The sequence below is a fragment of the Wolbachia endosymbiont (group A) of Colletes cunicularius genome, assembly GCF_964264715.1.
Classification (GTDB): domain Bacteria; phylum Pseudomonadota; class Alphaproteobacteria; order Rickettsiales; family Anaplasmataceae; genus Wolbachia.
Genome location: NZ_OZ183471.1, coordinates 222,190 through 245,176, shown reverse-complemented (window position 1 = coordinate 245,176; position 22,987 = coordinate 222,190). Strand labels below are relative to the sequence as shown.

Below are 22,987 nucleotides of genomic sequence, written 5' to 3'. Positions count from 1 at the left end.
TTGCAAAGAAATGTTCGTACAGCTATATGCTGCACACTAGAATAACAGAAAGCAGAAACCTTACTTGATTAGCTTAAACTGGCTCATACCCCTTCCCTTTTGAAGAAAAGTGCTCAACTGTAGGAGAGATGATATATTCATTCACTTTTTTAGCTATTGGTTCTATAATATAGTTCATTGTAAGACTCGCTACAATTGGTACTATGGCTCCTATTGCCGCACCTGTTAAAGCTGCTGGCAGCATCCCAAGCATTGCGCCAGGAAAAATAGCAGTCGCAGCTGCAGCAAGGCCAACTCCAATCCCAACACTTAGAGCTGTTAGTGTTCCGAAGTACATTGCACACGAAGTAACTTCCTCTTCCTCTTTATCTCTATTATCACTTAAACTTTTAGACGACATAAATGCACTCATTCCTATCAAACAAACTGCAGGCAATACTGAAAAGTATAGAACCAACAATTCCTCCCATTACCAAAGGTGATAAAGTTGTAAAACTTAATCCTAACCCTGCAAGTCCTCCTAGTACAGCACCTAACCCTGCCAAAAATATAAAATTCTTTACACATTTAGCCATATAACCCCCTTAATTAATTGATAAATAATAACATTACCATTTGTTCATATTTCTGTAAAGCAGAAAATTTTAGTGGGGCGAGCGACCAGGATTGAACTGGCGACATTCAGTACCACAAACTGACGCTCTACCAACTGAGCTACGCCCGCCAAGATATAAAATATCTAACATACGAGCGCAAATAGTCAATTGATTATTTAACTCTCCTTTTGCAGAGGGTTTTAAGTTTAGCCAATAAATATTTTCATTGATACTTTTACTATTATAGTTAATTGTATTGATACTAATGAAGTAGTGGTATGTTTAAAAGTATTTTCACATTTAGTTTTTTTACGGCTATTTCAAGGATCTCAGGGTTAATAAGAGATGTATTGATTGCTACGGTTATTGGTGCAAACTCTCTTGCAGACATATTTTTTTCTTCGTTTCGCTTTGCCAATCTATTTCGAGCATTTTTTGCAGAAGGAGCGTTCACTACCTCATTCATACCGTTATACTCTGCAGAACCATATGATAATAAAAAGGCATTTAATTTTGCAAGTAGTGTAATATCCATTACGTTTATTATCTTAGTAATTTTTTGCCTTATCATGCAAACTTTCTCCCCTTATATGATTCAAATTTTTGCTCCTGGATTTGACCAAAGTAAGTTTACCCTTACTGTTACTTTATCAAGAATTATGATGCCCTACATAATCTTTGTGTCAATTGCATCACTTATTGGTGGAATGCTGCAAGTAAAGCAGCATTTTGCTTCAATAGCTATTGCACCAATCGTTTTGAATCTCTGTTTAATCATCAGTTTGTTTGTACCTTACGTAAAAACTCCAGCGCACAACCTTTCTATAGCTGTCCTTATAGGAGGAATTTTCCAGCTACTTTTGATACTATTTAGTGCATACAAGTTAAAGGCAGCTTTTTCTTTTAGCCTTGAATTAAGCAATGAAGTAAGGTTGTTTTTTAAGCGTGTGATACCTGCAATTATCAACAATTGTGTAACTCAAATAAGTGTATGGATTGACACAATCATGGCGAGTTTTATACTAAATGCGGTGTCCTATATATATTATGCCGATAGACTAAATCAACTACCGCAGGGAATAATCGGTACTGCAATCGGTACAGTGCTTCTTCCTTTAATTTCAAAACAAATGAATGACACTGAAAATATAGTCAAAATACAGAACAAGACTCTCAACATAGGATTAATGTTAATTATGCCAACAACTGCTGCCTTTATTATTATTCCCGACATAATTTTACTTACGCTTTTTTCTTACGGCCGGTTTGATCATTATGCAGTGCAGCAAACTGCTCCCACGTTAATAGCATTTTCTCTTTCTTTACCTGCATTTATTATAAATAAAGTATTGCTACCCACGTTTTTTGCTAAAGGCAATCTAAAAATACCAACTATGTTCTCACTAATGTGCCTTGGAATTAATGTAGTGCTAAACCTTTTGTTAATGAACGAGTATCAGCACACGGGGATTGCTATCGCTACTTCCATTTCCACTTGGATAAATTCCATTCTATTAATTAGTTATTTAACAATAAATAAAATGTATAAGGTTAGCCAAGCGTTATTGTTAAATATCATGAAAATTTTTGTAGCAACGGTAGTCATGTCAATAGCCCTTTATATTTTTAATTCTTTGTTGGCAGGATTATTTTTTGATAAAATATTGGCTCGTATTGTTTATTTAACGACTTTAATAGCTTTGAGTGTTATTGTTTATTTTGGTATTCTTTACCTAACTTTTAGAGGAAGTTTGGATAATTTAAAACATGTATAAACTATGAAGCTCTCGATATATGCCATATTATCAATCTCGCTGCTATTAATTCTCATGCACGTTGCTGCAACTTTTAAGGATTGGAGTAACTACAGGGAATATATCATAAAAGAGTTAGAGGAGAAGTATGATGCTAAAGTGCATATTGGAGAGAAAGTTGAAGTTTCACTCATTACTCCAAAGCTCACTATTCATAATGTATATATACAATACAACGAAAATAAAGAGCAAAAGCTATCAGATTTAATTAGTGTAAGAAAAATTGAAATAAGGCCATCGTTCCTATCGTTGCTTTTATTCTCGTTGCAACCAAAGTCAATCACATTGTTTGGCATGAAAAGCAATAAAGAAAATTTAATTAATATTATAAATACAAAAGCCAGTGGTAACACAGTCGATATAGTAATAAAAGACAGCCAAGTAAGTTTTAAGAATGATTTCGCTAATTATAGCAGCATTGTTAATATAAAGGAAGTTGCTGTAAAAAAAAATAGGCAATTCTCTGGTAAAGTAAAGGTAGGTGATAATAATTACGATTTTTCAGGAAAGGTTAATATCACAAAAAAGAATGCATACATTAGTGTTGAATCAAATTTTGTAAATTTGCTATTTACAGGTAATAGAAATCAAGAAGAACTCCAGGGTAATTTAACACTAACGATTAATAATAGTTCCGGTTCTGTGAGTGATTTAGCAAAAATCATTAATCTTAGCTTTCTCTCTTGTGTTATTCCTAGCGAAAATATTGAGATATCATCTAATATCAACCTCGATGAAAATGAGTTTACGGTAACTAACTTGAAAATTGATTCCAAAAGCATGCAAGCCAGTGGTACAATACAAAATGATAGAAAAGGCGATCACACTAATCTCAATATTAGCTTCAGCAAAGTTGACTTAGATTCCATACAAAATGATTCACAAAGAACAACGAATATGAAAGACCTTCTGGAATGCTTTAGAGCAGTTGTGCCAAAGAACTTGAGCTTAAATTTTAATATGGAAGCTTCTAACATTCAATATCAAAACAAAATATTGGACAATTTTCGTGCTGTACTAAAATCCACTGATGGCAAAGTAAAAGTTAATACGCTTCTTAAATTCCCTGGAATCAATAATATATCCTACTTATCAGGAGAGATCTCAAATAATAATGCCCTATCTGAATTCGACGGTGATTTGTTAGTAGAAGGAAATGATTTTGAGTCATTCATTTCATGTTTTTTTCCTTCTATAAAGATGAAAGAAAACCAGAAAAATCAATTTACACTAAGTTCTAAACTGCACCTTGCACCAAGAATATTATCTATCTCAGACATTAGACTGCTAAATAATAAGGAATCCTTGCAAGGGTCAATTAGAGTAAGCCACACAAAAAAACGCAGTGTGATTGATGGTGAATTTAGCATGCATAATCTTGATGCAGATAAATATGATCATTCATTATTTAGCAGTTTATCTAAAATGCAACGGCTGAAAAATTTTCAGTATGATGCAAATATAAAGGCCAGTGTTAATAACCTTACATTGAATGATACGAAAATTAAAAATTTGGATTTTTTGCTGAAAATGGAAAAAGGTAAGCTAGTTGCAGATAAAATAAAACTATCTGGAGAAGATTTCGATATTACCGGTAATGCAAAAATATTAGTAGATCAAAAATACGCCAAACCTTTATTAGATGTGAACCTTACGGGCAATAAATTTAATGGAAATATCTTTAAATTACCGAATTTAGTAGAGGTAAAAAGAAATTCAAGAAATGAGATAGATCAAATTCAATGGTCAACAAAGCAGCTTGATTTTTTGGATGACAAAGAAGGCTTTGATGCAAATGTGCAAATCAATACTGCAGAATTTAAAACCGAGCAGAATGTTTTGAAAGATTTTAATTTGGATGCGGTAATGAGAAACAACGTTATCACTATCAGGCAGGCAAGTTACGTATTAGAACACGGGCAAGTGTTTTTTCAGGGTTATTTAAGATCAGACTCAATGAATACAAGATTTTCTATTGTAAATTTGGACACTAAAAAGATTGGTAAGGTTATAGGAATTGACAATGTAAATGGTCAGGTAAGCTTAAATGGTGAAATCAAAACTCAAGGAAAAAGTTTTCATGATTGGGCTAGTAACTTATCAGGAGATGTAAATTTACAAGCGCAGGGAATAGAAGTTACTAATGTAGATTTTAATTCATTTATCACTAATTTATTAAGCAGTAAGAATAAATCTGAAATTTCCACATTTGCTTATGTTGATATATATAATGGCAGTACATTTTTTGAAAATATTAGCGGAAAAGCAAGTATTAAGAGTGGTATATGTTCAACTAGTTTACAATTCGGGATTGATCAAGCATCAGGGTCGATCTCTTCTAATTTAACCTTATCTAACTTCGCTTTAGCTTCTATATTCAGGTTCTTTTTCATACCACCAAACTATAGTAATCCAATCTATATCGATATGCATTTGGATGGCCCTATTTGGCGTCCTAAGATGAGTTTTGATGTAGACCAAATCTTCATCGCTCTGGTTGGCAAGAGGAATAGTTAATTTACTAACATCTGTTTATAAGAGTCATATGTGCTTGACACCTGGCTAATATTAGGTTAATATATTGATATGAGCGTTAAGTTGTAGGTAAAAAAAATGTTTAGCATGTTTTTGAATCTTTTTGGCAGAAATTCTAATAATCCAAGTATTATTGGAAGTGATGTAGAAGTTAGCCCTATAAAAGAAACAGTGACTCCTGTAGATATTGATTAGGGTTTTGAAGAGATTGATCTTGCAGAAATCGATGAGAAAGGATTTTTCGAATGTACAGCAACACAAGAAGAACTAAATTCGTTGCTTGAATCTGAATCACAAGGTAAAACTATTTCTTATGCCCTTAAGCCATTGCTTTATACTGCAAAATATGGAGCCAAAGCACTATCAGCAACAACGGTAGTTGTATCGTACGCCTTAAATGGGGCTTCATATGGTATAGCTGGTATGTCTTATATTCCCTATAGTGCATCAAAGATACTTGAGGAGATTAAAGAAAAAGATAAAAATACAGTAGAATACAAGATGATCACTGCTTCTCAGAATTTGCTAGATCTTACGTCAGGTGCTATATATACTGTGTCATATGTACCATATGGTGCTGGAGTAGTTTTAAATGGAGTGTCTGGTATAGCGAATCAATTAGATTCCTCTTTATCTCCTGAAAAAATAGAGCAGATCTGCACTAAATCAGATTTGTTTGTAGACCACTTATCCAGTAAATTAAAGGGAATAAAAATAGAGAATTTTTCACAAGCTCTAGCGGTAGCTTGTTAGGCGTGTACGGTTTAGGAGACAATAAACTCATCTGAACGGATATCTTCAAGCATATCTGTTCAATGGTGCGGTAGAAAATGGTTGCGCAGACAAAGTTGCTATAGCTAGTGCAACCCTACGTCATACCGCCGCGGATAGATTCCGCTAACATGTAGCAGAATGATGAACCCTCGGTAAACCCAAAACTATAGGATAAAATAGACTAAATATGGTGTAATTTGGCTGATTTTTTTAATATTTTACAAAGTACAAAGCAAAAACTTAAACTCTTTTAAGTTGTCTTTTAGCCGCACAACTGAACGGATCAAACTTAACCTAACTCATCACCACCTGGCAGTGGTGGCAAGCCAAATGCTTCCCTTTTTTCATTGAGTGTCATAAAGCTTGCGTTTTCTACGTATTTCCACAACTTTTGCCTCTTTTCCATGAGAATTTCTATTGCATCTTTGTCGTACGACAAGCACAGATCCTCGCCAAATTTTGGTGTTAGCCAAGAGTTCAGGTGACAGATAATATTTTCTAGCGTTGGTAAAACCGTCTGTTCCCAGAGGGATAAGCGTGCTTCGACTAAATTGCTCTAAACGCGAATTCTGGATTAAGGAAGGAAGAAAGTATAGGAAATAGAAGGCTTTGTGGATTTGATGGAATAGGAAATGAGAGTAGAAAAGATATGAACCAAAAAATTAACAGGGGATCTATGGCGAGTGTGTTCAATTTCTAGTCTATTTTTTAGGTAACCAAAAACAGTCTCAATGATAGACCTTTTTCTCAGTAAAATCTTCTCATTTAGCGAAATCAATGTATTTTTCATACCTTTTTTCACCTTGGTAACAAGTTTCAAACCTCGGTCAAACAGCTTCTGAAAAAGCTCTTTTGCAATATAACCTTTGTCACCAAACAAAAGACCGATTAATTTTTCCGTCAGATTTGGCACAGGTATCCTATCATCAACATTGCCTTTTGTTAGCGTAAGTGCATGAATTTCAACATTTTCATTGATTACCATATGTAATTTGAAACCAAAAAACCAGCCGTAAGTGCTCTTGCTTAATTTTGCAATTCCAGCAAAAACTTTGTTTTTGGATATTCTTTTTGCATGACAAACTGCAATGGGAGTTGTGTCTATATATGAAATTCCAGTGTTTTCTGACTGTCCACAAAGCCAATGCAACAACATTGCTAAATGCCACAAAACCCTAGGCTTTAGAGCAACAAACCTGGTATATGAAGGTAACTTTGGAAACTCTGATTTGTAGAGCAACGTTAGGTAATGTAGATAGAAAGTTTTACACGGAGATTGTTGATATAGCAGGATTATTGTCATGATTTCGGAGTGCTCAATTTCCGTTGTTCTTGTGGGGTTTTTACCATTTGGCAGTAGTTTATCTGCAAAATTTTTCTCTATATCTCTGCAAAAATCATCGACCAAACAAAACAGTTTTGTTATATCTTCCATGGGTAACCTCATCTATTTTTTTATCACTGCTGAGTTTACCCTGTTTTCTTGCCTCTTCTATTCTCCTTTAATCCAGAATTCACGTTATAAGTGTTATCACCTGGTATGCCAAGCAACTGCGGCGGGACGCCAAAAGCCAGGGCAATATCACGAGCTGAACTGTGTTTGGACTCAATAAAATCCATATCCCTTGGTGATAAGCTCATTTCTTTCCACTCCAAGCCTCCTTCAAGCAATATCGGTCTTCCAGCATTGACAGAACCTGAATAATGATCATTTATTTGCTCTTTTAAGCGTTGGTACTGCTCTTGACTTAAACTTCCACCACTCCCGTCCTTCGCTGATTTCACAACTATTGCACCACTTGGTCTTGCCCCATTTTGCAACATCGCTTGATTCCAAGCACCCGCCTGATTATGCTGATCTATACTGTATGCAGCTGCCTCAATTGGTGATAATCCATACCAATCATTCAAAGGGTTAAAGGTCTTTAGGTGCAACACTGCTGAACGTCCGGTTAGTTTATCAACTTTAAAGTCATAACCGTTGTTATTTATGGTATAACGATAGATATAAGAGCCTGTCTTCAAACTCAAGAATGAGCTAATTTGTGAAGCATAATAGTGATCATATTAAAGAAGATGTTGTTTTTTGAAGTGAGAGGAGAATGCTCATAATCCTTACTCATACGTCTAAAATTGGAGAGCCAAGCAAAGGTTCTCTCAACAATCCAACGTTTGGGAATAACCTGAAATCCTGTATCAACTATTTTCTTGGTAATCGTCAATAAACATCCAGTTTCCAATAAGCAGAGGTTTTGCAATTTACCTGTGTATCCTTGATCAGCAAAAAACTTATGTAATGTTGGAGCTTTGCATTTGGCTTGAACAAAAAGATTTAGTGCACCATCAAGATCCTGAATGCTTGCACTTTGTACTTCAGCAGCAATTACAAGACCTACAGTATCTACAACGATGTGGCGCTTTCTACCCTTTACTTTCTTGCCAGCATCATATCCTCTGGATCCCCTTTTTGAGTAGTTTTTACTGATTGGCTATCTATTATTCCCACTGATGGAGTTTCATTCTTACCAATTATCTCTCTTACTTTTTTAACTAGAAAATCATGAATCTCTTGCCATATTCCACTTTTTTTCAATCGCTAATTACAACTATACACTGTTTTCCATGGTGGAAAATCTTTAGGCAGTTGTCTCCATTGACATCCTGTTCTCATCATATAGCGGATTGCGTTAATAATTGTTCTAATACTATGTTTTCTTGGTCTACCGGTCTTTTTAGGTTCAAAATATAGCTCTATTATCTTCCATTCTTTGTCACTTATATCGCTTGGGTACATTTAAAATATATCTTATAACACACTTCTTAACTCCTTTCTACTTAGTTTGAAGACAGGCTCTAAGGAACGTTATTTCTCCCTGGAACAATTTCAACCCTATCAGGGCGCAGAAGATAAAGCTCTGTTGGTGGTTTTCTATTGTTCTGCGACTCAACCATCAATATATAAGAATTGCCGTTAACTAACCGATAAGTTACAATCCCCTCAATAAATTCCGATTTTGATGTCATTGGATTAGGAGAATAAAGTAATTTCAGTAATGGATGGGCTTTTAGTTGCGATTTTCCCTGTTCAGTAAGCTGGCAGAGAGTAAAAGGTACCGAAGATGCAGCACTTGCAATCATATTAATTGCTCGAAAGGCAATAACATTTTTTATGTAACCTTCCTCAGCAAAACTTACATAATCACGCTTACTCCAACTTGGTTCCATCATTAGCTGCAAAGCAGAATATTCACTGCTTTTCTTTCTTTGAAAAATGTTGAAATTCATATGTGCCTCATGAAAGATGTTTAAAAGTTAAAAGTGTTTTAGATTCTGTAGTTAAACTAAGACATAGATCCCAGTGTCACGCACTGGAATGACAAGAAGAGGGCACTTGGATGACAGGAAAAGAATGCACTGCTATACTAAAAGAAAAGAAATTGAACATGACAGAATGGCTAATATCTAATCAGCTTATTGATTATAACTGTGCCGTAAAATCTATGGAAGAAAAAATTCAACAAATTTACAATAATTCAGCAGACGAATTGGTATGGCTACTCCAGCACCCTCCACTTTATACTGCAGGAATCAGTGCAACAGATGATGATATTGTTGAAAAACTATTTCCTATATATAAAACAGGAAGGGGTGGTAAACACACATATCATGGTCCAGGACAGCGCATCATATATTTAATGTTAAACCTTAAAAAAAGAAATAAATGCGACATAAAGCTATATATTAGAGACCTAAGTAAGTGGATAATAAATGTTTTAAAGCAATTTAATATACTTGGAGAATTTAAAGAGGATAGAATAGGTGTTTGGGTGAATAACAATGGAGTAGAAAGAAAAATTGCAGCTTTTGGTATTCGCTTAAGAAAATGGGTAACTTATCATGGCATAGCGCTTAACGTCTTTCCAGATCTCTCTCACTATAAGGGTATTATTCCTTGTGGACTGCAAGGTTATGGCGTCACATCAATGGAAGAACTAGGAGTGAAAGTTCCACTCTCTGAATTGGATGATATACTAAAAAAAGAGTTTTATAAGATATTTTAATGATCATTTACCTTTTATATTTTATTTTCACTTTATGTGCTAACACAGGTATTCATGCAATCGACCGAGTTGATATTATTGCTCCTTCTTCCAAGGGAAAAGAATCAGATCTGACTACTATAAAAGAATATGTAGAAGCTTCGGATTTTAATCCCCATATTTCGGAAAAAATATATAGTAATGACAATCCATTTTATTCCAACTCTGACGAATTCAGAGCAAATGATTTGGTTAGTGCACTAACTAATGATAGTAAAATAATTTGGTGTATCAGAGGAGGAGAAGGGGCTTCTCGGTTAATTCCCTATCTAGAAAAGTTACCCAATGATAAAAAAGAAAGGATTGCTCAAAACAAAAAAATCCTCATAGGCTATAGCGATATAACTGCCTTGCACATCTATCTACAAGCTAAATATGATTGGCAAACTCTTCACGGCACCATGTTGGAAATGATATTAAATAGCTCCGTTTCTGAAAGCTCTGTTGAAAAATTGAAAGAGTTAATTCTTAACAAGCGGGGTTCTATCAGATTTGATAACCTAAAGATGATAAACAATGGCATTAGACTAAAAGATGGCAGATTAGAGTCTAAAGTCATCGGTGGTAATATGACTTTAGTTGAAAATAGCATAGGAACCGCTTGGCAAATAAATGCGAAAGGTAAAATTCTATTTTTAGAGGACATAAGAGTTTACCCATACGCAATAGAGCGCAGTTTAGATCACCTAAAACAAGCTCACATTTTTGATGGAGTGCATGCAGTAATCTTTGGGGATTTCGTTAACTGTTATAATGATAATCTTGTTGAAGTTGTAAAAGAAAGGTTTGCAAAAAGTGTTAACTTTCCTGTATTTACAATGAAAGGGGTAGGCCATGGACATACAAATGACCCTTTACCTCTTAACACTCACGCTATTATTAGCGTTCAAGACGAAAAAGAAGGTTTGTTTTTTATGGATGTGCAGAATGTTAGCTAATCTTATAGCTAATGCGAGCTCTACGTCATGCCGCCGCGGTATCTCTTAGCCGCTAACACGTAGCGGGATATTTAACCGTCATACCGCGATTCATTCGCGGTATCTCATCCGCTAACCTTACTATTACCCACAAGTATAGAATGCATGAGCAAGTCTCCATCCTTCTGCTAAATCAAAGAGACGTTTCCATCCCTTCCACAAAGCTATAGGGCCTGGTTCTATAGCTAACCAAAATAAGGTTTCCTCAAAGGAGTGTAAAAAGGTATAATACTGCTTTAATTAAGGTAGAATGATGGCAAGCCATATAGTGAGGACCTGAGAGCCTGTCTTCAAACTAAGTAGAAAGGAGTTAAGAAGTGTGTTATAAGATATATTTTAAATGTACCCAAGCGATATAAGTGACAAAGAATGGAAGATAATAGAGCTATATTTTGAACCTAAAAAGACCGGTAGACCAAGAAAACATAGTATTAGAACAATTATTAACGCAATCCGCTATATGATGAGAACAGGATGTCAATGGAGACAACTGCCTAAAGATTTTCCACCATGGAAAACAGTGTATAGTTGTAATTAGCGATTGAAAAAAAGTGGAATATGGCAAGAGATTCATGATTTTCTAGTTAAAAAAGTAAGAGAGATAATTGGTAAGAATGAAACTCCATCAGTGGGAATAATAGATAGCCAATCAGTAAAAACTACTCAAAAAGGGGATCCAGAGGATATGATGCTGGCAAGAAAGTAAAGGGTAGAAAGCGCCACATCGTTGTAGATACTGTAGGTCTTGTAATTGCTGCTGAAGTACAAAGTGCAAGCATTCAGGATCGTGATGGTGCACTAAATCTTTTTGTTCAAGCCAAATGCAAAGCTCCAACATTACATAAGTTTTTTGCTGATCAAGGATACACAGGTAAATTGCAAAACCTCTGCTTATTGGAAACTGGATGTTTATTGACGATTACCAAGAAAATAGTTGATACAGGATTTCAGGTTATTCCCAAACGTTGGATTGTTGAGAGAACCTTTGCTTGGCTCTCCAATTTTAGACGTATGAGTAAGGATTATGAGCATTCTCCTCTCACTTCAAAAAACAACATCTTCTTTAATATGATCACTATTATGCTTCACAAATTAGCTCATTCTTGAGTTTGAAGACAGGCTCTGAGGGAACGAGTTTTAAAAGTGGTTGACGAGAAAAAAATGACTATGGAAGAAGTAAGCAAGATGTTCAAAATTGATAGAAAAACTATATACTGGTGGAGGAAAAGAAGAGAAGAAACAGGAAGTATAAAACCGTCTTCAGGCTACCAAAAGGGACATAGTCATAAAATTAAATACTTAGATGGCTTTGTCAAATTTCTGGATGAAAACCGAGATATTACGGTTGAAAAAATAATTGAAAAATTTGGCAACATGTGCAAAGACACAGTCTACAATTATCTTAAAAAAGTAAACTATACATATAAAAAAAACTTTTCTTTATCAGGAAAGGAATGAAGAGAAACGCAAGGAGTTCATAAAAAAAATAGAAGGAATAGAAAAAGAAAACTTGATATTCATAGATGACTCTGGAGTAGAAGACAACAGATTTTATGAATATGGGTGGTCTCAAAAAGGCAAGAGGTTATTTGCCGATAAACCAGGGTTTAAAAGAAAGAAGGTAAGCATAATAGGAGCACTAAATGAGGGAAAAGTTAAAGCTTCCTGGGTAATTGAGGGCTACTGCAACAGCGAGATTTTTGATGCTTATGTAGAAAATATACTTGTTCCTATATTAAAACCTGGACAGACTATTGTTCTCGATAATGCAAGCTTTCATAAATCTGCAAGAACGAAAAATTTGATAGAAAATGTTGGGTGTAAAATTTTGTTCTTGCCGCCATACTCACCGGATTTAAATCCGATTGAGAAGTTCTGGTTTGCCATTAAGCATGCCATAAGAAAAGTGCTGCCAAGCTTTTGGCCCAATATTAATTCGGCTATTGATTTTGTCTTTCAGCTCTCGGGGAAATCTTACTTCTATTAGCTATAGATGAACCTGACGTTATATTTCGTGGTATAGTTCCAGCATATGCTGCCAATTGTCTGGCATCTCTAAGAGCCTGTCTTCAAACTCAAGAATGAGCTAATTTGTGAAGCATAATAGTGATCATATTAAAGAAGATGTTGTTTTTTGAAGTGAGAGGAGAATGCTCATAATCCTTACTCATACGTCTAAAATTGGAGAGCCAAGCAAAGGTTCTCTCAACAATCCAACGTTTGGGAATAACCTGAAATCCTGTATCAACTATTTTCTTGGTAATCGTCAATAAACATCCAGTTTCCAATAAGCAGAGGTTTTGCAATTTACCTGTGTATCCTTGATCAGCAAAAAACTTATGTAATGTTGGAGCTTTGCATTTGGCTTGAACAAAAAGATTTAGTGCACCATCACGATCCTGAATGCTTGCACTTTGTACTTCAGCAGCAATTACAAGACCTACAGTATCTACAACGATGTGGCGCTTTCTACCCTTTACTTTCTTGCCAGCATCATATCCTCTGGATCCCCTTTTTGAGTAGTTTTTACTGATTGGCTATCTATTATTCCCACTGATGGAGTTTCATTCTTACCAATTATCTCTCTTACTTTTTTAACTAGAAAATCATGAATCTCTTGCCATATTCCACTTTTTTTCAATCGCTAATTACAACTATACACTGTTTTCCATGGTGGAAAATCTTTAGGCAGTTGTCTCCATTGACATCCTGTTCTCATCATATAGCGGATTGCGTTAATAATTGTTCTAATACTATGTTTTCTTGGTCTACCGGTCTTTTTAGGTTCAAAATATAGCTCTATTATCTTCCATTCTTTGTCACTTATATCGCTTGGGTACATTTAAAATATATCTTATAACACACTTCTTAACTCCTTTCTACTTAGTTTGAAGACAGGCTCTAAGGCCAGTAACAGAGTTCTCCCCTTCTCCATTTAATGCTTAAGCTTAAAACATTAAATGCTTTTTACAAGATACAAGGCCTGGTATTGAAGCAATTCTATTATTTGCTTGGTCATATACACTAGTGAAAGGATAATAAGACATTATCCCTCCCTTGGACTCTGGTATAACGGCAAGAATTTCTTCACGTGCAGGATCAGATAAAATAGAGAAGTTGTTTGTATCGTTAAGGCTTTTTTTTGCTGATTCAAAATCAAAGCTAGAGTCAGTTCTAATTTTAGATTTTATGCAACATTCACCTGACTCTTTATCGAGTATACTTAATGAGTAACTTTTGCCTTTTATCAGAGATGGTACTTCCTCTAATTCCACTTTAGCATAATCTTTATCACTAGTATTAGCATATTTTTCCCGCTTGATTGTACAGAGGTTTAGTTTTTCTCCATCTTCTTTCAGACACAACATTTCTTTAGTAAACTTATTATTACCATACACTACAACTTGTTTAATTTGGCACAGCTGTAAAGGTAAACTTAGTTCTATTTTACTTTCATCATCCAGTGCTTCAAAATTCACTTTGGTAAGCTTATATTCAGAATGTTTTCTATACCCTCTATCGCCGGGAAATAATCTTGGAGTGCCTTCAAAAATAGGAACACCGTTAGTATCACTAACAGGTTTCCCAGGCACCATCTTAAAAACATGCTTTTTTCCACTCATAGGCATTACCAATAAATTAAATGTTAGTATTCTAACATTTATTGATTAATTTATTGTTAAACTGGTATATATTAGAATTATAATAACAAACATTACTTGCATAAAGAAAAGTTACAGAAAGAGGGATTCCTTAGGGAACTAGTATAAAATACTAATGGGCTAAAATAAGCTGACCTTATGATATGCTAGAACCTATATTGGTGGAGGCAAGCGGGATCGAACCGCTGACCTTCTGCGTGCAAAACAGATGCTCTACCAGCTGAGCTATACCCCCAGGTAATTCTTGCTTAAAGCATAAATCACTCAAGCTGAAATGCAAGAAATATTTATCTGTTATAGCTAAACTGACTTAGATTTACTGACAATTTGAAAAACCGTCATTCCGCTACGTGTTAGCGGAATCTATCTGCAGCAGTGTGACGTGTTAGCCTATAGGCTATTGCTAAGCATTATAATAGTACACAAATTCTGCAGGGTATATACAGTTTTCTATTTTTCTTGTCTCCTTAGCGTTATACTTCACACCATCCAAATAAATCTGTGAACTGAAAATTAACAAGAAGTTTTCCTTTAAAAATTTTTTAAATTATTCATAGATTTTTTAACTAAATTATCACTAACGCAGTATATTATATAATTTATTTAACCACACATGAAAATTTTAGTTTGATTAAAACGGATAAAAACTGTATTGATGTTTAGTATAGCTGAAAAATGAAATGATCCCGTAGCTCAGCCGGTAGAGCAACTGACTTTTAATCAGTGGGTCACGCGTTCGAATCGCGTCGGGATCACCAGTCGTGTTTTACGAACTTCTCTCTATAGTAATTTACCACAACATAAAACCCTCCACAGTAGCCTGTTTTAACCACCTATACGTACAGCCTTTTTGTCTAATTATTTGCCCCAAAATTCCTGTTTTCTTTCCGTAATCTGTTAATTTTCTACTATTTTTCTCAAAAAGGTAGGTACTTTTTTGCTATTTTGAGAAAAGTAAATGAGTAAATAAATGAATTTCGCGTGACGCTAAAGAGGACCTGTTTTCTCCATGAACATAAGTTTATAGCTTCTTTCAATATTAAACGTAAGAAAAAATAGATTTTAGCTACTCCTGTTTGTTTAATTGAAGGGGTGCCCTCATAGTGACGCTGAACACTCAAAAAGTGTAGCTGCGACCTGCGTTCCATATCCAGCCACATAATAAGCAGCTATGCCTGCCAAATTAACGACTGTGTGGCTTGCTACTATCCCTAGACCGGTATTGGCTGCAACCTACTGCATATTAGCAGCACTGTTGTTGCCCAGATGTGCACTTTTTGCAGCATTTTGTATAAATTCTCCTAAGCAACTTTTTCTGTTGAGCCGTAAAATTTCTCCAACTGCTCACTCCATAATATCGGTATCTTGGTTTTTTTGAAGTCTATCAATCTTAGGTGACGGGGTTGTGTTCCATTCAATATGTCTTCTTTTATCTTCGGTGCTAGATAATTTAGACGTAAAATGCGTTTTACATAGTCTAATCCAAGCTTCTCATGGGCACAGAGCTCGTTTATAGTTGCAAATTTTCCGCTACTTAGTTGCCTCTGCCACAAATCTGCTCTCACCAATGCTTTTAGTAATGGATTATCTACTTCCTTATCTTTCCCTTCAGGATCTATTATCATTGTTCTTCCTCCTCGTTTTTTAAATTTTACTGGCATGAAAATTGTTTCTTCATTTTTGTTCATGCAGAATTCAATACCATCTTCACATACCTTTAAGTTTTTAATTACCTGACGAATTATTTTCTCTTGCTCTATCGGGGATAGATTATTCCACGTTTCTTCACTTATACCCTTCTCACAATTAAGTGGATTACTCAGTATCTGTGGCATATATTTTATTACTGTTTGTTCTATCTCACCTGCTGCAATATGACGCTGGCTAAATGTACATTCCATTCCCTGTTGATGATTTCTACAGACGTAGTAACAATAATTTCTCCTATGATTGTTGTCAATAAGAAATTTCATATTTTGTAAAATCTTTAAAAACCCAGTTGTTTTTAAGAGTATAGAAAATAGTTGTGAGAAACTTCCTGGCAGCTGCAATAATAGCCTTAGCAGAACCACGCTTCTTCTTCACATGTTCGTAAAAACTTTTCAGGTAAGGACTATAACGTATAGCAATCCAAGTACACTGCACCAAAGAAGTACGTCCTATTTTTGATCCACGTTTGGTGATTCTTCCTATTGTGCATTGTTGATTAGATTGAGAAACTCGCGGTACAACTCCAAAATAAGCTGTCAGTTTTTCGGGATTACTAAAATCATTAATATCACCAATTGTTGCAACGAAGACAGCTGCAGAAATTGCACCAATGCCTTTAATGCTGATGAGATTATTAAATCCAGGAAGCTGTTTAGCAAAAGCTATAATTTCCTTTTCAAGTTTTTTGAGACTTTCTCGAATGACTTCCAGATTACTGCTAATCACTTCAATCTCAACCTTTTCCAAGTAACTCCAATCATGTTTACCAAGAGAGCGTTCAAGTCCCGCTTTGGTTGTCAGTACTTCCTTTTTAATCTTTATTCCGTGGTAATTAAAAAGGCCATGCGTTTTATTGATTAAAGATACCCTTGACTTTACTAACTGATCTCTTGTTTTTAGAAGAGAAGCTAATTGTTGGCATTTTCTGCTTTTAAGTTTTGCTTCAGGCAACATATCTTTACTAAGAAAAAAAGCAATAGCTCTTGCATCATGCTTATCTGTTTTGTTTACAGAACGACGAATACCTTCAAACTGCAAGGGAGCAACTATTACAACGCGCTTAACGTAAGGTGACACTTCATCATAGAAGAAACAGCTATTACCTGTTGCCTCAAAAGCTACTTCATCTGTTTCTCGAAGATCTTTAATAAAATTATCTAAATCCTGTAAGCGAAGTTTTTTAATATACTCTGGTTTTTCCTGTTCTATAGTTAACCGAAGTAAGATTTCCCCGAGAGCTGAAAGACAAAATCAATAGCCGAATTAATATTGGGCCAAAAGCTTGGCAGCACTTTTCTTATGGCATGCTTAATGGCAAACCAGAACTTCTCAATCGGATTTAAATCCGGTGAGTATGGCGGCAAGAACAAAATTTTACACCCAACATTTTCTATCAAATTTTTCGTTCTTGCAGATTTATGAAAGCTTGCATTATCGAGAACAATAGTCTGTCCAGGTTTTAATATAGGAACAAGTATATTTTCTACATAAGCATCAAAAATCTCGCTGTTGCAGTAGCCCTCAATTACCCAGGAAGCTTTAACTTTTCCCTCATTTAGTGCTCCTATTATGCTTACCCTCTTTCTTTTAAACCCTGGTTTATCGGCAAATAACCTCTTGCCTTTTTGAGACCACCCATATTCATAAAATCTGTTGTCTTCTACTCCAGAGTCATCTATGAATATCAAGTTTTCTTTTTCTATTCCTTCTATTTTTTTTATGAACTCCTTGCGTTTCTCTTCATTCCTTTCCTGATAAAGAAAAGTTTTTTTTATATGTATAGTTTACTTTTTTAAGATAATTGTAGACTGTGTCTTTGCACATGTTGCCAAATTTTTCAATTATTTTTTCAACCGTAATATCTCGGTTTTCATCCAGAAATTTGACAAAGCCATCTAAGTATTTAATTTTATGACTATGTCCCTTTTGGTAGCCTGAAGACGGTTTTATACTTCCTGTTTCTTCTCTTCTTTTCCTCCACCAGTATATAGTTTTTCTATCAATTTTGAACATCTTGCTTACTTCTTCCATAGTCATTTTTTTCTCGTCAACCACTTTTAAAACTCGTTCCCTCAGGTCCTCACTATATGGCTTTGCCATCATTCTACCTTAATTAAAGCAGTATTATACCTTTTTACACTCCTTTGAGGAAACCTTATTTCGGTTAGCTATAGAAGCAAAAATGGAAAGGCTGGAAAGAGAGAATGAAAGTTTAAAAGCAGAGAACAAGGCTTTAAAGATAGAGAACGCTGAATTAAAGGAAAGGCTTGGTTTAAACTCGAAAAATTCATCTCTACCAAGCTCTAGAGAGTTGTACAAAATAAAAAAGGACAAGCCAAAGAGCGACAGAAACGTTGGTGGTCAGGTTGGTCATAAAGGAAGTTTTCGCGCCAAAATGGATGCAGATGAGGTGATAAAAGTAAAGTTGTCATCTACTTGTGAATGCGGAGGAGGGATTGCAATATGCAAGGGACCGTACATTCATCAAAAAGTTGATCTTCCGGAAATCAAGCCTTATGTAGTGGAATATCAGATGGAGCATGGTCGTTGTCGGAGATGCGGAAAAAGAAGAAGCAGTAAGTTACCAGAAGGTGTTACGTCAGATACATTTGGACCAAGGGTTAAGTCAATAATTGCAGCATTCAGCGGGTTTTACAAAAATTCAAAACGCGAAATAGCGAGTGTCGTAAATGATATCTTCAATTTGAACATAAGCGTCGGTAGCATATCAAATAGTGAACATAGAGTTGCTTCAAAATGCAAAAAAATGTATGAGCAGATCGAACAAGAGATAAGTAGGAGTAAAGTTCTACATATTGATGAAACGAGCCATTATAACAAAGGTAAACTCGCTTGGTGTTGGATGTTTGCAAGCAATACGGCAAGTTTTGTGAAGTTGACAGAGTCAAGGGGAATGAAAGTTTTAAAAAATAGTGTATGCTGCAATCGTAATAGCTTGGTAGTAACTGACAGATATGCAGCATACAATTATTTTTCTGATAAAAACAGGCAAATCTGCTGGGCACATTTATCAAGAGATTTTGAAAGATTAGCCCATAGTTGGAACATTGAGGTCAAAATTCTCGGCTGTTATTTGAGAGATGTTGCCGTTGAGTTGTTTGCACTAAAAAAAGCTTTACTAAAAAATGAGATAGATGTTTTTAGATTTGCCAGACGTGCCAGAAAATTGCGAAAACGTACACGGTATTACTTGAAGCCACTTACCTGAAGCAATTGGAGCTTCTCGAGTTGCGAAAAACATTTTGAAATCTGAAAGAACGATGTGGAATTGGTGTGCCGTAGAAGCATAAAGGATGCTCAGAGCCTGTCTTCAAACTCAAGAATGAGCTAATTTGTGAAGCATAATAGTGATCATATTAAAGAAGATGTTATTTTTTGAAGTGAGAGGAGAATGCTCATAATCCTTACTCATACGTCTAAAATTGGAGAGCCAAGCAAAGGTTCTCTCAACAATCCAACGTTTGGGAATAACCTGAAATCCTGTATCAACTATTTTCTTGGTAATCGTCAATAAACATCCAGTTTCCAATAAGCAGAGGTTTTGCAATTTACCTGTGTATCCTTGATCAGCAAAAAACTTATGTAATGTTGGAGCTTTGCATTTGGCTTGAACAAAAAGATTTAGTGCACCATCAAGATCCTGAATGCTTGCACTTTGTACTTCAGCAGCAATTACAAGACCTACAGTATCTACAACGATGTGGCGCTTTCTACCCTTTACTTTCTTGCCAGCATCATATCCTCTGGATCCCCTTTTTGAGTAGTTTTTACTGATTGGCTATCTATTATTCCCACTGATGGAGTTTCATTCTTACCAATTATCTCTCTTACTTTTTTAACTAGAAAATCATGAATCTCTTGCCATATTCCACTTTTTTTCAATCGCGAATTACAACTATACACTGTTTTCCATGGTGGAAAATCTTTAGGCAGTTGTCTCCATTGACATCCTGTTCTCATCATATAGCGGATTGCGTTAATAATTGTTCTAATACTATGTTTTCTTGGTCTGCCGGTCTTTTTAGGTTCAAAATATAGCTCTATTATCTTCCATTCTTTGTCACTTATATCGCTTGGGTACATTTAAAATATACCTTATAACACACTTCTTAACTCCTTTCTACTTAGTTTGAAGACAGGCTCTAAGAAAATCTTACTATAATGGGAAAGAAGACTTAGAAAAAATACGTGCGAGCGAGCTAGAAGACTTAGATAAGCAGAAGGATATAGAATATAATGATGTGTTGAAAGGCCTGCGTGAACAGGAAGAAACACAGCGTCATGATGCATACGAGCAATACAAAAGAGGAGAGATCTCTTATGAGAAATTTGTAGAAAAATGCAATTCAGCCAGCACTAATTATCTTAATGAAGATAAGAGATTATATAGTGCTACACAAGACAAATATACACAACTGAAAGATGCAATACTAGATAAGTATGAAAATTTAAAAAGTACCTTGCTTGATAAAACCATAAACACTGGCTTAGAACAAGTAAAAGCGACTAAGAACATCGACGTAGAAAAGATGTTAGAAGAGATGATCAATATCGATTCAAACTTGATAAGAGGTACAAATCATATTGATCTACAAGAAGGTAAGATTTTTTCTATGCAAGCTCATGGTCAAGGAGATATGGGTGCACTGTCTATATATGATGGAAATACAAAACTTGGAGAATTATCGAGCGAATCAGGATTTTTTAAGCAAGTTGAAGGCCAAACTAAAGAAACTTTTGTTTTTGAGGATATATTGCACAACTTAAATGTTTCATACGAAGGCGGTGCTTACATGGCAGTTACAAAAGAAAATGGTCATTATAAAGCTTCTCTGATAGATGGCAGAACAGTTGAACGTGATGAATACTTTGATGAGGCGCATTTACATGAAAATGAGTTGTTGCATCCTAGCACTGGACACATCCAAAAAGATTTAGATTCTCTGCTTCTCAGAGGTACCAAAATTTTGAATCATCAAGATTCAGAGCATGCACAATATTCTGATGAGCAAAAGGCAAATGGAGTAATCGTAGAAAAAGGAAGATTATTGGATAATAAGGGAACCGACAGGACAGACGACGATGTACACGAAGCGGTTGTAAAACAAGGAGGCGAAAATTTACATACATTCAAAAATATGGGCTTTTATATTACCGAAAAAGGTGATCTATTTATTCATGACCATGGAGCAAATGTAAGGTTTCAACTACCACAAAGTATTACTCATCTAAAATTAGTGGAAAAAGACGGAGCATATAAGCTTGTTCCGGTGACGAAAGATGGTGATGAACATCCAATAGGTATGCCAAATATATCAGATGAATATAGATATATAGATCCAATATTTGCACATGAATATGAGAAGAGAGATTATTCCCATAAACATGTAAATGTGGGCCTTATAAACTTAGAGAAATATGGCTCTGGCAAACTTTTTGCTATAAAGTACGACCCAAATGATTACCACATACAAAGAAACTCTAGCGGTGAGATAGTTAGAATAAAAGATCAAGCATATTCTACTAAAGTAAAACTATTTGATGGTGATACTGATGAAGAAATTGGAATGTTATCTAATAATTTCCATAACTTCAAAGGGAAAATATTCTTTTCTGCTGACTACAACTACAGTTATAACGATTTCCTCGCATCTGTTTCTCCTCAAGTTGAAATTGAGGACATGGGGAATGGAAGTAAAAAAATAACTTTCGATCAAGGTGATGGCGATATCGGTGATACTAATAGAGGCTACACGGACTATCAGAGAATATTCACAAAAGAGAAACAAACCGAAAGTCCAAAAGGGCAGGTAAGTAAAACTAAGACAGAAGTTGATACGTCACACATGAGCCATAGTACTACTAATGTTGTTGCTGAAGAGAAAACTGCATCAAACGACAATAGTGAAATGCAGTCTGATCAGCCACAAATTCCAACAAGGGCAAAAAGGTCAGCTTTAGTGGAGGAGAAAGAGCAGGTGTTGAAAGATACAATTCTAAAAATAGAAAAGAGTCGCGAGCAGGACTCAGAAGGGAAGCACAAGGCAAATGTAACCATAGATTATCATGATGTAAAAGCCTTGTATGATAGAGCAGAAGGGGAGGACAAAGGTTCTGTGTTAAAGTTTTGGCACAAATTGCACGCATCGAATTATAAGGTTGGTGCTTTGCCGGAAGACAAATATTATTTTGAAAAAGGCAAGTTCGTAATCCACGATAGTAATACGAAGAAGCTTATAGTGTTACCTGAAGACAAGGTATCCATCAAGATAATGAAGGATGGTGATCATTATAATTTAGCTATATCTGATGAGAAGGGCAAAGTAATAAGTAGTATCACCAAAATAGATGATTTAAACTATGAGTTGCTGTCAGATACAAGCGGTTTCAGCCTAGAAACACAAGATAGCACTATATTTTTAGGTCAACATAATGAATATAACTCTTATCTGGAAAGTGGCTTTGTGAAAATGTTCGATTGCGCAAGCGACATTTATCATGACCACAACTCGGCCTGTATCTATAGCTAACCCAAGAAAGGTTTTCCTACGTCATACCGCGATTCATTCGCGGTATCTCTTAGCATAGATCCCGCTAACAAGTAGCGGGATGACGATTGTCATCCCAGTGCCTCCCTCCCTTGTCATCCAAGTAGCTTGACTACTTGGATCCAGAAAAATTGATTGTGCACTATACAACATTTTCGATCAAATCAGTGTCAGCTACTTGAATGACAAGAGAAGAATTCTGAAATGAAAAGTTTCAAGGAAATCTTATGTAAAATCTAGCATTAACGAA

At 35.3% G+C, this 22,987-nt stretch carries 26 protein-coding genes, 3 tRNA genes and 5 pseudogenes; 13 read left to right on the top strand and 21 right to left on the bottom strand.

The window, feature by feature from the left end; translation table 11 throughout:
- Positions 1 to 73 precede the first annotated feature (73 nt).
- Positions 74 to 460, bottom strand: a complete 387-nt coding sequence (locus ACFELZ_RS01400; protein ID WP_375316336.1) for a hypothetical protein — start codon at positions 458 to 460, stop codon at positions 74 to 76.
- Positions 461 to 648: 188 nt separating this feature from the next.
- Positions 649 to 724, bottom strand: a tRNA-His gene (locus ACFELZ_RS01395).
- Positions 725 to 874: 150 nt separating this feature from the next.
- On the opposite strand from ACFELZ_RS01395, the gene murJ reads away from it, so the two are divergent.
- From murJ to ACFELZ_RS01380, 3 genes are all read left to right on the top strand, one after another.
- Entirely contained in the window at positions 875 to 2,371 is a 1,497-nt protein-coding gene (gene murJ / locus ACFELZ_RS01390; RefSeq protein ID WP_375316335.1) for a murein biosynthesis integral membrane protein MurJ, read from the top strand.
- 3 nt (positions 2,372 to 2,374) lie between these two features.
- Positions 2,375 to 4,927, top strand: a complete 2,553-nt coding sequence (locus ACFELZ_RS01385; protein WP_375316334.1) for an AsmA-like C-terminal region-containing protein — start codon at positions 2,375 to 2,377, stop codon at positions 4,925 to 4,927.
- A 294-nt stretch (positions 4,928 to 5,221) separates the two neighbouring features.
- Positions 5,222 to 5,698, top strand: coding sequence for a hypothetical protein (locus ACFELZ_RS01380; RefSeq protein ID WP_375316333.1), 477 nt, complete (start codon positions 5,222 to 5,224; stop codon positions 5,696 to 5,698).
- 310 nt (positions 5,699 to 6,008) lie between these two features.
- On the opposite strand, the pseudogene ACFELZ_RS01375 reads toward ACFELZ_RS01380, so the two are convergent.
- The 7 genes and pseudogenes from ACFELZ_RS01375 to ACFELZ_RS01345 all read right to left on the bottom strand — a co-directional run.
- A pseudogene (locus ACFELZ_RS01375) lies at positions 6,009 to 6,275 on the bottom strand (phage portal protein); the annotation flags it as partial.
- Positions 6,276 to 6,293: 18 nt separating this feature from the next.
- Positions 6,294 to 7,154, bottom strand: a complete 861-nt coding sequence (locus ACFELZ_RS01370) for an IS982 family transposase (RefSeq protein WP_375315786.1) — start codon at positions 7,152 to 7,154, stop codon at positions 6,294 to 6,296.
- Between the two features lie 83 nt (positions 7,155 to 7,237).
- Positions 7,238 to 7,729, bottom strand: a pseudogene (locus ACFELZ_RS01365) (phage portal protein); the annotation flags it as partial.
- A gap of 17 nt (positions 7,730 to 7,746) precedes the next feature.
- Positions 7,747 to 8,130: a transposase gene (locus ACFELZ_RS01360; protein ID WP_375316621.1), complete on the bottom strand. Its 384-nt coding sequence runs from the start codon at positions 8,128 to 8,130 to the stop codon at positions 7,747 to 7,749.
- Positions 8,131 to 8,147: 17 nt separating this feature from the next.
- Positions 8,148 to 8,312, bottom strand: coding sequence for a hypothetical protein (locus ACFELZ_RS01355; RefSeq protein WP_375315781.1), 165 nt, complete (start codon positions 8,310 to 8,312; stop codon positions 8,148 to 8,150).
- Between the two features lie 3 nt (positions 8,313 to 8,315).
- Positions 8,316 to 8,513 (bottom strand): transposase, encoded by a 198-nt coding sequence (locus ACFELZ_RS01350; RefSeq protein ID WP_375315805.1) that lies wholly within the window; start codon positions 8,511 to 8,513, stop codon positions 8,316 to 8,318.
- Between the two features lie 62 nt (positions 8,514 to 8,575).
- Positions 8,576 to 9,004, bottom strand: a pseudogene (locus ACFELZ_RS01345) (phage portal protein); the annotation flags it as partial.
- 158 nt (positions 9,005 to 9,162) lie between these two features.
- Here ACFELZ_RS01345 and lipB point away from each other — a divergent pair.
- From lipB to ACFELZ_RS01310, 7 genes are all read left to right on the top strand, one after another.
- Positions 9,163 to 9,780, top strand: coding sequence for a lipoyl(octanoyl) transferase LipB (lipB, locus tag ACFELZ_RS01340; RefSeq protein ID WP_375316738.1), 618 nt, complete (start codon positions 9,163 to 9,165; stop codon positions 9,778 to 9,780).
- Entirely contained in the window at positions 9,780 to 10,757 is a 978-nt protein-coding gene (locus ACFELZ_RS01335) for an LD-carboxypeptidase (protein WP_375316332.1), read from the top strand. The genes lipB and ACFELZ_RS01335 overlap by 1 nt, the downstream gene beginning before the upstream one ends.
- Positions 10,758 to 11,136: 379 nt before the next feature.
- Positions 11,137 to 11,334 (top strand): transposase, encoded by a 198-nt coding sequence (locus ACFELZ_RS01330; RefSeq protein ID WP_375315805.1) that lies wholly within the window; start codon positions 11,137 to 11,139, stop codon positions 11,332 to 11,334.
- A 3-nt stretch (positions 11,335 to 11,337) separates the two neighbouring features.
- Positions 11,338 to 11,502 carry a hypothetical protein gene (locus ACFELZ_RS01325; protein ID WP_375315781.1) on the top strand — a complete coding sequence of 55 codons (165 nt, stop codon included), beginning with the start codon at positions 11,338 to 11,340 and terminating at the stop codon, positions 11,500 to 11,502.
- The gene (locus ACFELZ_RS01320) at positions 11,445 to 11,903 is read left to right on the top strand and encodes a transposase (RefSeq protein ID WP_375316623.1); all 459 of its coding nucleotides are present in this window, start codon (positions 11,445 to 11,447) and stop codon (positions 11,901 to 11,903) included. The genes ACFELZ_RS01325 and ACFELZ_RS01320 overlap by 58 nt, the downstream gene beginning before the upstream one ends.
- A gap of 36 nt (positions 11,904 to 11,939) precedes the next feature.
- Positions 11,940 to 12,254 (top strand): IS630 transposase-related protein, encoded by a 315-nt coding sequence (locus ACFELZ_RS01315; RefSeq protein ID WP_375316331.1) that lies wholly within the window; start codon positions 11,940 to 11,942, stop codon positions 12,252 to 12,254.
- The gene (locus ACFELZ_RS01310) at positions 12,214 to 12,783 is read left to right on the top strand and encodes an IS630 family transposase (RefSeq protein ID WP_375316737.1); all 570 of its coding nucleotides are present in this window, start codon (positions 12,214 to 12,216) and stop codon (positions 12,781 to 12,783) included. Before ACFELZ_RS01315 ends, ACFELZ_RS01310 begins: the two co-directional genes overlap by 41 nt.
- Here the strand turns inward: ACFELZ_RS01310 and ACFELZ_RS01305 are convergent.
- From ACFELZ_RS01305 to ACFELZ_RS01280, 6 genes are all read right to left on the bottom strand, one after another.
- The gene (locus tag ACFELZ_RS01305) at positions 12,737 to 12,838 is read right to left on the bottom strand and encodes a hypothetical protein (protein WP_375316330.1); all 102 of its coding nucleotides are present in this window, start codon (positions 12,836 to 12,838) and stop codon (positions 12,737 to 12,739) included. The two genes, ACFELZ_RS01310 and ACFELZ_RS01305, sit on opposite strands and share 47 nt — an antisense overlap.
- Positions 12,839 to 12,871: 33 nt before the next feature.
- Positions 12,872 to 13,255 carry a transposase gene (locus ACFELZ_RS01300; protein WP_375316619.1) on the bottom strand — a complete coding sequence of 128 codons (384 nt, stop codon included), beginning with the start codon at positions 13,253 to 13,255 and terminating at the stop codon, positions 12,872 to 12,874.
- A gap of 17 nt (positions 13,256 to 13,272) precedes the next feature.
- Positions 13,273 to 13,437: a hypothetical protein gene (locus tag ACFELZ_RS01295; RefSeq protein WP_375315781.1), complete on the bottom strand. Its 165-nt coding sequence runs from the start codon at positions 13,435 to 13,437 to the stop codon at positions 13,273 to 13,275.
- 3 nt (positions 13,438 to 13,440) lie between these two features.
- A complete protein-coding gene (locus ACFELZ_RS01290; protein WP_375315805.1) occupies positions 13,441 to 13,638 on the bottom strand; it encodes a transposase in 198 nt (65 codons plus the stop codon).
- Between the two features lie 106 nt (positions 13,639 to 13,744).
- The gene (locus ACFELZ_RS01285) at positions 13,745 to 14,425 is read right to left on the bottom strand and encodes a hypothetical protein (RefSeq protein WP_375316329.1); all 681 of its coding nucleotides are present in this window, start codon (positions 14,423 to 14,425) and stop codon (positions 13,745 to 13,747) included.
- Positions 14,426 to 14,617: 192 nt separating this feature from the next.
- A tRNA-Ala gene (locus ACFELZ_RS01280) sits at positions 14,618 to 14,693 on the bottom strand.
- A gap of 447 nt (positions 14,694 to 15,140) precedes the next feature.
- Between ACFELZ_RS01280 and ACFELZ_RS01275 the strand changes: the two genes are divergently transcribed.
- Positions 15,141 to 15,216, top strand: a tRNA-Lys gene (locus ACFELZ_RS01275).
- Between the two features lie 543 nt (positions 15,217 to 15,759).
- On the opposite strand, the gene ACFELZ_RS01270 is transcribed toward ACFELZ_RS01275, so the two are convergent.
- The 4 genes from ACFELZ_RS01270 to ACFELZ_RS01255 are packed head-to-tail and all read right to left on the bottom strand — an operon-like array spanning position 15,760 to position 18,271.
- Positions 15,760 to 16,359 (bottom strand): recombinase, encoded by a 600-nt coding sequence (locus ACFELZ_RS01270; RefSeq protein ID WP_375316328.1) that lies wholly within the window; start codon positions 16,357 to 16,359, stop codon positions 15,760 to 15,762.
- A 55-nt stretch (positions 16,360 to 16,414) separates the two neighbouring features.
- A complete protein-coding gene (locus tag ACFELZ_RS01265) occupies positions 16,415 to 17,395 on the bottom strand; it encodes an IS110 family transposase (RefSeq protein ID WP_375316736.1) in 981 nt (326 codons plus the stop codon).
- A complete protein-coding gene (locus tag ACFELZ_RS01260) occupies positions 17,380 to 17,889 on the bottom strand; it encodes an IS630 family transposase (protein ID WP_375316654.1) in 510 nt (169 codons plus the stop codon). The genes ACFELZ_RS01265 and ACFELZ_RS01260 overlap by 16 nt, the downstream gene beginning before the upstream one ends.
- A 19-nt stretch (positions 17,890 to 17,908) precedes the next feature.
- Complete coding sequence (locus ACFELZ_RS01255) at positions 17,909 to 18,271, bottom strand: helix-turn-helix domain-containing protein (RefSeq protein WP_375315839.1); 363 nt, start codon at positions 18,269 to 18,271, stop codon at positions 17,909 to 17,911.
- A gap of 79 nt (positions 18,272 to 18,350) precedes the next feature.
- On the opposite strand from ACFELZ_RS01255, the pseudogene tnpC reads away from it, so the two are divergent.
- Positions 18,351 to 19,461, top strand: a pseudogene (tnpC, locus tag ACFELZ_RS01250) (IS66 family transposase); the annotation flags it as partial.
- 44 nt (positions 19,462 to 19,505) lie between these two features.
- Here tnpC and ACFELZ_RS01245 read toward each other — a convergent pair.
- Together ACFELZ_RS01245 and ACFELZ_RS01240 are read right to left on the bottom strand one after the other, a co-directional pair.
- Entirely contained in the window at positions 19,506 to 19,889 is a 384-nt protein-coding gene (locus ACFELZ_RS01245; protein WP_375316621.1) for a transposase, read from the bottom strand.
- A 17-nt stretch (positions 19,890 to 19,906) separates the two neighbouring features.
- The gene (locus tag ACFELZ_RS01240; protein WP_375315821.1) at positions 19,907 to 20,272 is read right to left on the bottom strand and encodes a transposase; all 366 of its coding nucleotides are present in this window, start codon (positions 20,270 to 20,272) and stop codon (positions 19,907 to 19,909) included.
- A gap of 149 nt (positions 20,273 to 20,421) precedes the next feature.
- On the opposite strand from ACFELZ_RS01240, the pseudogene ACFELZ_RS01235 reads away from it, so the two are divergent.
- Positions 20,422 to 22,719, top strand: a pseudogene (locus tag ACFELZ_RS01235) (peptidase M2); the annotation flags it as partial.
- Positions 22,720 to 22,987: the final 268 nt, after the last annotated feature.

Excerpts from the sequence above, each read along its gene's own strand:
- murJ (WP_375316335.1), top strand. The coding sequence starts at position 875 with ATGTTTAAAAGTATTTTCACATTTAGTTTTTTTACGGCTATTTCAAGG.
- ACFELZ_RS01385 (WP_375316334.1), top strand. The coding sequence starts at position 2,375 with ATGAAGCTCTCGATATATGCCATATTATCAATCTCGCTGCTATTAATT.
- ACFELZ_RS01370 (WP_375315786.1), bottom strand. The coding sequence starts at position 7,154 with ATGGAAGATATAACAAAACTGTTTTGTTTGGTCGATGATTTTTGCAGA.
- ACFELZ_RS01350 (WP_375315805.1), bottom strand. The coding sequence starts at position 8,513 with ATGTACCCAAGCGATATAAGTGACAAAGAATGGAAGATAATAGAGCTA.
- lipB (WP_375316738.1), top strand. The coding sequence starts at position 9,163 with ATGACAGAATGGCTAATATCTAATCAGCTTATTGATTATAACTGTGCC.
- ACFELZ_RS01335 (WP_375316332.1), top strand. The coding sequence starts at position 9,780 with ATGATCATTTACCTTTTATATTTTATTTTCACTTTATGTGCTAACACA.
- ACFELZ_RS01330 (WP_375315805.1), top strand. The coding sequence starts at position 11,137 with ATGTACCCAAGCGATATAAGTGACAAAGAATGGAAGATAATAGAGCTA.
- ACFELZ_RS01290 (WP_375315805.1), bottom strand. The coding sequence starts at position 13,638 with ATGTACCCAAGCGATATAAGTGACAAAGAATGGAAGATAATAGAGCTA.
- ACFELZ_RS01285 (WP_375316329.1), bottom strand. The coding sequence starts at position 14,425 with ATGCCTATGAGTGGAAAAAAGCATGTTTTTAAGATGGTGCCTGGGAAA.
- ACFELZ_RS01270 (WP_375316328.1), bottom strand. The coding sequence starts at position 16,359 with ATGGAATGTACATTTAGCCAGCGTCATATTGCAGCAGGTGAGATAGAA.
- ACFELZ_RS01255 (WP_375315839.1), bottom strand. The coding sequence starts at position 18,271 with ATGATGGCAAAGCCATATAGTGAGGACCTGAGGGAACGAGTTTTAAAA.
- ACFELZ_RS01240 (WP_375315821.1), bottom strand. The coding sequence starts at position 20,272 with ATGTACCCAAGCGATATAAGTGACAAAGAATGGAAGATAATAGAGCTA.